General features: G+C 60.2%; 14 protein-coding genes. 4 read left to right on the forward strand and 10 right to left on the reverse strand.

Annotated elements, in window-relative coordinates; all coding sequences use genetic code 11:
- Positions 1-62 precede the first annotated feature (62 nt).
- On the forward strand, positions 63-560 hold the full coding sequence (locus BLO50_RS16460; protein ID WP_090254886.1) for a winged helix-turn-helix transcriptional regulator: 498 nt from the start codon (positions 63-65) through the stop codon (positions 558-560).
- Here the strand turns inward: BLO50_RS16460 and BLO50_RS16465 are convergent.
- The 9 genes from BLO50_RS16465 to ubiE form a co-directional block, all read right to left on the reverse strand.
- On the reverse strand, positions 557-1264 hold the full coding sequence (locus tag BLO50_RS16465; protein WP_090254888.1) for a 16S rRNA (uracil(1498)-N(3))-methyltransferase: 708 nt from the start codon (positions 1262-1264) through the stop codon (positions 557-559). The two genes, BLO50_RS16460 and BLO50_RS16465, sit on opposite strands and share 4 nt — an antisense overlap.
- Entirely contained in the window at positions 1261-2064 is an 804-nt protein-coding gene (tatC, locus tag BLO50_RS16470; RefSeq protein ID WP_090254890.1) for a twin-arginine translocase subunit TatC, read from the reverse strand. Before tatC ends, BLO50_RS16465 begins: the two co-directional genes overlap by 4 nt.
- On the reverse strand, positions 2061-2414 hold the full coding sequence (gene tatB, locus BLO50_RS16475; RefSeq protein ID WP_090254892.1) for a Sec-independent protein translocase protein TatB: 354 nt from the start codon (positions 2412-2414) through the stop codon (positions 2061-2063). The genes tatC and tatB overlap by 4 nt, the downstream gene beginning before the upstream one ends.
- 3 nt (positions 2415-2417) lie before the next feature.
- The gene (gene tatA, locus BLO50_RS16480) at positions 2418-2657 is read right to left on the reverse strand and encodes a twin-arginine translocase TatA/TatE family subunit (protein WP_090254894.1); all 240 of its coding nucleotides are present in this window, start codon (positions 2655-2657) and stop codon (positions 2418-2420) included.
- A gap of 28 nt (positions 2658-2685) precedes the next feature.
- Positions 2686-3018: a phosphoribosyl-ATP diphosphatase gene (locus tag BLO50_RS16485; RefSeq protein WP_090255176.1), complete on the reverse strand. Its 333-nt coding sequence runs from the start codon at positions 3016-3018 to the stop codon at positions 2686-2688.
- Positions 3019-3025: 7 nt separating this feature from the next.
- A complete protein-coding gene (gene hisI / locus BLO50_RS16490; protein ID WP_090254896.1) occupies positions 3026-3427 on the reverse strand; it encodes a phosphoribosyl-AMP cyclohydrolase in 402 nt (133 codons plus the stop codon).
- A gap of 66 nt (positions 3428-3493) precedes the next feature.
- Complete coding sequence (ubiB, locus tag BLO50_RS16495; protein ID WP_090254898.1) at positions 3494-5083, reverse strand: ubiquinone biosynthesis regulatory protein kinase UbiB; 1590 nt, start codon at positions 5081-5083, stop codon at positions 3494-3496.
- Entirely contained in the window at positions 5080-5697 is a 618-nt protein-coding gene (locus BLO50_RS16500) for a ubiquinone biosynthesis accessory factor UbiJ (protein WP_090254899.1), read from the reverse strand. Before BLO50_RS16500 ends, ubiB begins: the two co-directional genes overlap by 4 nt.
- On the reverse strand, positions 5697-6467 hold the full coding sequence (gene ubiE, locus BLO50_RS16505; RefSeq protein ID WP_090254901.1) for a bifunctional demethylmenaquinone methyltransferase/2-methoxy-6-polyprenyl-1,4-benzoquinol methylase UbiE: 771 nt from the start codon (positions 6465-6467) through the stop codon (positions 5697-5699). The genes BLO50_RS16500 and ubiE overlap by 1 nt, the downstream gene beginning before the upstream one ends.
- 205 nt (positions 6468-6672) lie before the next feature.
- On the opposite strand from ubiE, the gene BLO50_RS16510 reads away from it, so the two are divergent.
- From BLO50_RS16510 to BLO50_RS16520, 3 genes are all read left to right on the forward strand, one after another.
- Positions 6673-6951: a polyhydroxyalkanoic acid system family protein gene (locus BLO50_RS16510; RefSeq protein ID WP_090254902.1), complete on the forward strand. Its 279-nt coding sequence runs from the start codon at positions 6673-6675 to the stop codon at positions 6949-6951.
- Between the two features lie 148 nt (positions 6952-7099).
- The gene (locus tag BLO50_RS16515; protein WP_090254904.1) at positions 7100-7540 is read left to right on the forward strand and encodes a phasin family protein; all 441 of its coding nucleotides are present in this window, start codon (positions 7100-7102) and stop codon (positions 7538-7540) included.
- Positions 7541-7550: 10 nt separating this feature from the next.
- The gene (locus tag BLO50_RS16520) at positions 7551-8285 is read left to right on the forward strand and encodes a phasin family protein (RefSeq protein WP_090254906.1); all 735 of its coding nucleotides are present in this window, start codon (positions 7551-7553) and stop codon (positions 8283-8285) included.
- A 63-nt stretch (positions 8286-8348) separates the two neighbouring features.
- On the opposite strand, the gene BLO50_RS16525 is transcribed toward BLO50_RS16520, so the two are convergent.
- Positions 8349-8963: a TetR/AcrR family transcriptional regulator gene (locus BLO50_RS16525; protein WP_090254908.1), complete on the reverse strand. Its 615-nt coding sequence runs from the start codon at positions 8961-8963 to the stop codon at positions 8349-8351.
- Between the last annotated feature and the right edge of the window lie 22 nt (positions 8964-8985).

Genomic DNA, 8985 nt, shown 5'->3' on the forward strand with positions numbered 1-8985 from the left:
TAGTCGGTTCCATTTTGGAACCTGTCAAGCTATCGTGAGCCATTGCTGTTAGAGGTTGGCTTATGCGTTGGGAAGAACTGGAGCAGCAACCCTGCTCGCTGGCCCGCACCCTATCGGTGGTGGGTGATCGCTGGACGCTGTTGGTGCTGCGCGAGAGTTTTCTCGGTATTCGTCGTTTCGATGCGTTTGAGAAACGCCTGGGGATTACCCGGCATGTGCTGGCCGATCGCCTGAAAAAACTGGCTGAAGCGGGCGTGTTGGACAAGGTGGCGTATCAGCAGCGGCCGTTGCGTGAGGAGTACTGCCTGAGCGCCAAGGGCCGTGATCTGTATCCGGCCATCATGGCACTGGTGCATTGGGGCGACCGCCATATGAGCGGTGCGGAAGGCGCGCCGATCCGGCACATCCACCGCAGCTGTGGCCAGCCGATGCAAGGCGTGCTGGTGTGTTCGGATTGTGGTGAGCCGCTGCAGCCGCGTGATGTTCAGTTGGTTGAAGCGCCAGCGCTCAAGGGTCAGCTACTGCCGGCGCATTGGCATCAACTGCTAGATCAGGGTTAGAACAGGCGCGCCAGTAATGCAGTCACTGCTGTTTCCACCCGCAGAATTCGCGCGCCCAGCTGCACCGGTTGCAGGCCGGCTTCGGTGAGCTTTTCTACTTCGTAGGGAATCCAGCCGCCTTCCGGGCCGATGGCCAGCGTCACAGGCTGTTCGACTGCGCGCGGGCAGGCTGGGAAGTCGCCGGGATGGCCGACCAAGCCCACTGTGCCGGCAGCGATGCCAGGCAGCTGATCTTCGACAAAGGGCTTGAAGCGCTTCTCGATAACGACTTCCGGCAGCACGGTATCGCGGGCCTGTTCCAGGCCGAGAATCAGCTGTTCGCGAATCGCTGCGGGTTCGAGGAAAGGCGTCTGCCAGAAGCTTTTTTCCACCCGGTAGCTGTTCAGCAGAATCAGCCGAGGCACGCCCATACTGCTGACGGTTTGTAACACGCGCCGCAGCATCTTCGGCCGGGGCAAGGCGAGCAGCAGGGTCAGTGGCAGTTTCTCAGGCGGTGGCTGGTCGAGCTGCACCGCTAGTTCAGCTTGCTCGGCGTCCAGACGCAGCAGCTGTCCACTGCCCATCAAACCATTCAGGTGACCGACACGCAGGCTGTCGCCGGCTTCGGCGCGGTGCACTTCATGCAGATGCTTGAGGCGACGGCCGCTGAGCAGCACGCGGTCGGCGGCGATAAAGTCGCCGTCTTCCAGCAGCAGCAGGTTCACGGTTGTGCAGCGGGCGGTTGGTCGTTGGACGAACTGTCGTTTTCCTCTGCCGCCGCGGCTTCCTCGTCGTCACGGCGCTTGACCATGCTGCCGCACAGCAGACCGACTTCGAAGAGCATCCACATCGGTACGGCCAGCAGGGTTTGTGAGAACACATCAGGTGGGGTCAGCAGCATGCCGACGACAAAGCAGCCAACGATCACATAGGGGCGGCTTTTGCGTAGGGTCTCGACATCGACGATGCCGACCCAGATCAGCAGAAAGGTGGCAATCGGGATCTCAAAGGCGACGCCGAAGGCAAAGAACAGGGTCAGGACGAAATCCAGGTACTGACCGATATCGGTCATCATCTCTACGCCTTCCGGGGTCACGCTGGCGAAGAAGCCGAACATGATCGGGAACACCACGAAGTAGGCGAAGGCCATGCCCGCATAGAACAGCAGGATGCTGGAAACCAATAGGGGAACAGCAATGCGCTTCTCGTGCTTGTATAGCCCTGGTGCGATAAAACCCCAGATCTGATGCAGGATGATCGGCATCGACAGGAATAGCGCGACCATCATGGTCAACTTGAACGGCGTGAGGAATGGCGAGGCCACTCCGGTGGCGATCATCGTCGCACCTTCCGGCAGATAAGCGCGCAGCGGTGCGGCAACCAGCGCGTAGATGTCCTGGGAAAAATAGAACAGCCCTGCAAACAGCAGCAGTATCGCTGCAACAATCCGGAGCAGGCGCGTGCGCAGTTCGGTCAGGTGCGAGATCAGGGGCATTTCCTGATCGCTGTCCGGTCGTTGGCTCATGGCTGCGGGCTTTTATCCTGGCGGGTGCTATCGGTAGCTGCGGTCGGCTTTGCGGCGGGTGCAGCGGCAGGGCTCGGTTCGGTGATGCTGGTATGCGGTGCGTTGAGGCTTTGCTTAATCGCGTTCATTTCCCGCTCCAGCTCAAGGATCTGCTCGTTATGCAGCTGTCGGCGGATTTCATCCGCGCCGATCTCACGCTCGACCTCAGCCTTGATCGCGCTGAAGCTGCGTTTGATCCGGCCGATCCACAAACCGGCCGTGCGCACTGCGCCGGGCAGGCGATCAGGCCCCAGCACCACCAGGGCGACGATGCCGACCAGCAGCAGTTCGGTAAAGCCGATATCAAACATGGCTTAGTCTTTTTTCGCCGGTTCTTCGACCTTGCGCGCCTGAGCGTCGATGGTCTGACCTTTCGGCTCGTCCACGGCAGGGGCCGGCTTCTCAGCGTCGCCGTTGTCCATCGACTTACGGAAGCCCTTGATCGCGTCGCCCAGGTCAGAACCCAGGCCCTTGAGGCGCTTGGTGCCGAACAGCATGACCACGATCAGCAGGATGATCAGGAGTTGCCAGATGCTAATGCCACCGAATCCCATAATGCGTACTCCGAAAGTGAAGGTTTAATCAGTCTTGCGAGCGCGCGGCTTTTTCCGCGTGCCCGGAGAGGCCAAAGCGCCGGTCCAACTCGTCCAATACCGCCTGGGGGTGCTGGCCGAGGGCGGCAAGCATAACCAGGCTGTGGAACCACAGGTCGGCGGTTTCATAAATCACATCGCTGCAGTCGCCGCTGACGGCTGCATCTTTGGCCGCGAGGATGGTTTCCACCGACTCCTCACCGACCTTTTCCAGAATCTTGTTCAGGCCCTTGTGGTACAGGCTGGCGACATACGAGCTGTCGGCGGCAGCGCCTTTGCGCGACTCCAGCACCTCGGCCAGGCGGCTCAGGGTATCAGTCATGGCCGAGTCACTCATGGGTATGTCCTGCACTGTAGATGGCATGCGGGTCTTTCAGTACCGCTTCGACGATTTTCCAGGTGCCGTTCTCAAACACCCGGTAAAAGCAGCTTTCGCGGCCGGTGTGGCAGGCGATACCGCCCAGCTGTTCAACCATGAGGATGATCACGTCAGCGTCGCAGTCCAGGCGCATTTCATGCAGTTTCTGCACATGCCCGGATTCTTCGCCCTTACGCCAGAGTTTGCCGCGCGAGCGTGACCAGTAGATGGCACGTTGTTCGGTGGCCGTCAGGGTCAGCGCCTCACGGTTCATCCAGGCCATCATCAGCACGCGGCCGGTCTTGTGGTCCTGGGCGATGGCCGGTACCAGGCCGTCGCTGTTCCAATTGATGTCGTCGAGCCAGTCAGTCATTGCAAGTTCCGCCCATCTCGGGCTGTCTGATTCAAAAGCTAGTGTGCCAGTGCCTAACCGGTGTGGCTATCGGCGCAGCACCAGATAGAGGCCGCCCGCCAGCATTAGCCAGCTCGGCCAGGCGATCAGGCTCAGCGCCAGGCCCTGAGAAGCAGCTCCGCCGATCAGCGCTGCGCCGAGCAAGCGTGCAGGCCATTGGCGGCCCGCCACGGGTTGTTCCTGGTGGCTGACCGGTTGCTGATTGAGGCGTTCCAGGGTTTCACGGGCAATTTGCGACAGGTGCGGCACCTGCTCGGCCTGCAGTTGCAGGTTGCGCAGCAGCTGCAGCGGGCTGATGCGCTCACGCATCCAGCGCTCAAGGAAGGGCTGTGCGGTGCTCCACAGGTCCAGATCGGGATAGAGCTGGCGGCCCAGGCCTTCGATGTTGAGCAGGGTTTTCTGCAGCAGCACCAGCTGCGGTTGCACTTCCATATTGAATCGGCGCGCGGTCTGGAACAGGCGCAGCAGCACCTGACCGAAGGAGATGTCCTTCAGTGGTTTTTCGAAGATCGGCTCGCAGACGGTACGGATTGCCGCCTCGAAATCATTGATCTTGGTTTCCGCCGGCACCCAGCCGGAATCGATATGCAGCTGTGCCACGCGACGGTAATCGCGCTTGAAGAAGGCGATCAGGTTGCGCGCCAGGTAGTCCTGATCTTCAGCGGTGAGGCTGCCGATGATGCCGCAGTCGATCGCGATGTATTGCGGGTTCCATGGCGTGCGCGTGCTGACGAAGATGTTGCCGGGGTGCATGTCGGCATGGAAGAAACTGTCGCGGAACACCTGGGTGAAGAAAATCTCCACGCCGCGTTCGGCTAGCAGTTTCATATCGGTGCGCTGATCGGCCAGGGTTTCCAGGTCGGTAACCTGAATGCCGTAGATGCGCTCCATGACCAGCACCTTCGGCCGGCAATAGTCCCAGTACACCTGCGGCACATAGAGCAGCGGCGAGCCTTCGAAGTTGCGCCGCAGCTGGCTGGCGTTGGCCGCTTCGCGCAGCAGGTCGAGTTCGTCGTAAATGGTCTTTTCGTAATCGCTGACCACTTCCACCGGGCGCAGACGACGCGCATCCGCGGAGGCGCGCTCGGCCACTTTGGCCAGTAGGAATAGCCAGGCGATGTCCTGCTCAATGACCGGTTTCAAGCCTGGACGGATGACTTTGACCACCACCTCTTCGCCGCTTTTCAGCTGCGCGGCATGCACCTGGGCGACCGAGGCCGATGCCAGCGGTTGCGTATCAAAGCGGGCAAACACTTCACCGACCTTTGCGCCCAATTGGGATTCGATCAGTGCCAGCGCTTTGGCCGGGTCGAAGGGCGGTACCTGATCCTGCAGCTTGGCCAGCTCGTCAGCGATATCAGTGGGCAACAGGTCGCGGCGGGTGGAAAGCAGTTGGCCGAACTTGATAAAGATCGGCCCCAGTTCTTCCAGCGCCAGACGCAGACGTGCGCCGCGCGACAGCAGCAGGTTACGGCGCGGCAGCCAGCGCCAAGGCAGCACATCGCGCAGTAAGCGAGCCCAGAAAGGCAGCGGCAGGGCGAATAACAGGTCGTCCAGCTGGTAGCGAATGACTACGCGCTGGATACGCAACAGACGACGAACGGCAAGCAGCTTCATGCGATGGGCTTATGGCGTTGGGCGAGGCGCTCGATGCGCGCGTCGAGTCGGTCGAGGGATAGCTTGAGGTGGTCCAGTTCGGCGAAGCGCGCATCGGCTTCGCGCTGGCCGACCAGGCTGCGGGATTCTTCACTGAGGTAATCGGCCAGGTTCAGGCGCAGGCTGTCGAGCGCCTGGCTGCTCCAGTTCATCCGGCTGCGCAGATGGCCACCGAGCAGCTGGCTGCCGACTGGGCCGAGCCAGCGCGACAGTTCGTACTCCCAGTCCAGCTCAAGGTCCTGAAGGATGCCGGCCAGCTCCAGCAGGGCGGCGCTGTCGCCATCCAGGCTGACGTCCGGGCTATGCAGGATGCTGGTCTTGTCGCGGCTCACGGCCAGGCGCAACAGGCTGGCGGCGGGGGCGCGCAAGTGACAATCAGCATCGCCGGCCCATTGCGCGGCCAGTTGCATGCCGTTGGCGCTAGGCAGAATAAACAGCTTCAGATTTGGCGCGGCGCACTCCACGGCAATCACCCGGCCGCTTAAGCGCGCCAGGCGCGGCAGCGCGGTGCTGTCCATGGCCAGCACGCGATTGAGGCCGATTTCGACGCCGGCCAGCAGCCCGGTCAGCAGCATTAGGGCTTGATGCCGCGGTGCAGGGCGACGATGCCGCCGGTCATATTGTGGAAGGTCACGCGCTCGAAACCAGCTTCAACCATCATCGCCTTGAGGGTGTCCTGATCCGGGTGCATACGGATCGACTCGGCCAGGTAGCGGTAGCTTTCGGCGTCGTTGGTGATCAGTTTGCCGGCCAGCGGCATGAATTTGAACGAGTAGGCGTCGTAGAACTTCGACAGCAGCGGACTGGACGGCTTGGAGAACTCCAGGATCAGCAGGCGACCGCCCGGCTTGAGCACGCGCAGCATCGAACGGATGGCGTCTTCTTTGTGCGTCACGTTGCGCAGGCCGAAGGCGATGGTCACCACGTCGAAATGGTTGTCCGGGAACGGCAGCTTCTCCGCATCGGCCTGGACGAAGCTGACGTTGCCGGCCACGCCCTTATCGAGCAGGCGATCACGGCCGACGCGCAGCATCGATTCGTTGATGTCGGCCAACACCACTTCGCCAGTCGGACCGACCAGGCTGGAAAACTTGCGGGTCAGATCGCCCGTGCCGCCAGCAATATCCAGCACCCGATTGCCGCTGCGCACGCCAGACAGTTCGATGGTGAAGCGCTTCCACAAGCGGTGCATGCCGCCAGACAGCACGTCGTTCATCAGGTCGTACTTGGCCGCGACCGAGTGAAAGACTTCGGCGACTTTTTCCGCCTTCTGGCTTTCCGGCACGCTCTGGAAACCGAAGTGCGTGGTGGGTTCGCTGTCGCTGCTCTTGCGCGGATCGTTCATCGTGGCCTTTCCTAAAACACAGAGGCTGCATCTAAAGTGGCGGTCATTCTAAACCCAAAAAGCCCCGCTGGGTTTGGGCCGTGCGGCGGCGAACAACAAAGTTCTGCAACGGACTGAGCGCTGACGTCGTGTGCAGCTTGCGGTCTGTAGCCTTGCTATAGTCGCAGCGACGTAAGGTCGCAGTTAACGGGCGAGGAGAAATGCCATGGCCAAAATCACCGTAGAACGTCCCCACACCCTGGGGCGCGAAGTCGCCCGGGAAAAAGCCGAGCAACTGGCCGAGCGCCTGGCTCGCGAATACGATGTGCGTTACCGCTGGAATGGCGACACGCTGGAGTTCAAGCGCAGCGGCGCGGATGGGCGTATTGAGGTGCATGACCACAGTGTGCGCGTACAGCTCAGCCTGGGGCTGTTGCTGTCGGCGATGAGCGGCAGCATCAAACGCGAGATCGAAGAGGTGCTGGACAAGAATCTGCAGGCCTGAGGTTTACGGCCGTTGCTGCTCTCTTGTTGAGCATGGCTCCTGCAATTTTCCGCATGCTTAGTATGCGGTTTCTAATTTTCATCGATACCGTGCACCTAAGCCTGCATTCCGTGGGCGTTTCCTCGAAACACTTAGAGTGAGGTGCACCATGTCGAAAGTTGCCGTTAAAAAGAAAGCCGTCGTTGAAGAAACCAGCACTGTGCTGAGCGACGCGAAAGTTTACGCCCGCAAAATCTGGCTGGCAGGTCTGGGCGCATACGCCAAAGCCGGTCAAGAAGGTTCCGAGTACTTCAAAGAACTCGTGAAAAGCGGCGAAGGCGTTGAAAAACAAGGCAAAAAACTGGTCAACGAACAAGTTGAAGCCGCCAACAGCCAGATCGACAGCGTTAAGACCACTGTCACCAGCAATGTCAGCAGCGTGAAAGGCAAGTTCGAAGTACAGCTCGACAAAATCGAGAAGGCCTTCGATAACCGTGTTGCCAGCGCCCTGAATCGCATGGGTATCCCGTCCAAGCAGGATGTTGAAGTACTGTCTGCTAAGCTGGATGAGCTGAGCGCGTTGCTCGAGCACGTCGCGCGTACCAAGTAAGGAGAGCAGGATGGCTGTCAAAAAGAAAACCGAAAAGCAAACCACTTCCTGGATTGGCGAAGTAGAAAAATACTCGCGTCAAATCTGGCTGGCTGGTTTGGGTGCCTACTCCAAGGTCAGCAAGGACGGCAACAAGCTGTTCGACACGCTGGTCAAGGATGGCGAAAAAGCTGAGAAGCAAGCCAAGACCGAAGTCGACAAGCAAGTTGGCGCAGTGAAGACCACTGTGGGTTCGAAAGTGGACACTGCCAAATCGAAAGTTGATGAGGTCAAAGACAAGGCTATTGGCAAGTGGGGCGAGCTGGAAGAAGCCTTCGACAAGCGTCTGAACAATGCCATTTCGCGTCTCGGTGTTCCGAGCCGCAATGAAGTGAAAGCGCTCAACGCCAAAGTTGAAAGCCTGACCAAGCAGATCGAGCAACTGACCGGTGTTTCGGTCAAGTCGGTCAAGCCTGCTGTGAAGAAAGTAGCGGCCAAACCAGCTGCTAAGCCAGCAGCCAAGCCGGCCGCTAAAGCAGCCGCCAAGCCAGCGGCTAAACCGGCCGTCAAGGCTGCAGCCAAACCAGCGGCTAAACCTGCTGCCAAAGCTGCTGCTAAGCCAGCCGCCAAGCCAGCGGCTAAACCCGCTGCCAAGGCACCAGCCAAGCCGGTCGCCGCGAAGCCCGCTGTTGCTCCGGCCGCCGCTGCTGCACCTGCACCGGCCGCTGCACCTGCTGCACCTGTAACACCTGCCGCCCAGTCGTAAGACGCGCAGCAGTCAACGCAAACGCCCGGCCTCGTGCCGGGCGTTTGCGTTTATGCATTCGCGTTAATCTTCTAGGTAGCGCTGCGCCAGGTGTTCGGCGGCGTAGCGTGACTCTTCAGCCAGGTGTGGAGCCACCAGCATCATCACCTGATACACCACCAGGCGACTCTCGCCTTCGCGACCGATGATGCGTTGGTAGTCCAGGGAAAACAGCAGGGTCAGGGTGATTTGCTCGACCAATTGGCCCAGTGACTGGGTATCGCTTTGCAGCTGGCCATCAAGTTGCAGTTGGGCGAGCAGTTCGGCCAGCGCGCGTTTCAGGTTGTTGAGCCAGTGCCGCATGCCGCGTTCCAGTTTTGGCAGACGGCTGGTCAGGTTGGACAGGTCCTGGAACAGGAAGCGGTAGTGCGCCAGACGTTCGACAATCAGGTGCAGAAACAGCCAATAGTCTTCCATATCCAGCTGCACGTCTTCGGGCGGTGAAAGCAACGGCGCGAGTTCGGCCTGAAAGCGCTCGAACAGACCGAGGATCAGCGGTTCTTTGCCATGGAAGTGGTAGTAGAGGTTGCCCGGGCTGATGCCCAGTTCGTTGGCGATTTCCAGGGTGGAGACATTCGGCTCGCCCTTCTGGTTGAACAGCAGCAGGGCACATTCAAGGATTCTGTCGCGGGTTTTCATCCGGTCTTCTTATTCTGGCCGC

Source organism: Pseudomonas peli, from assembly GCF_900099645.1.
Taxonomy (GTDB): Bacteria; Pseudomonadota; Gammaproteobacteria; order Pseudomonadales; family Pseudomonadaceae; genus Aquipseudomonas; species Aquipseudomonas peli.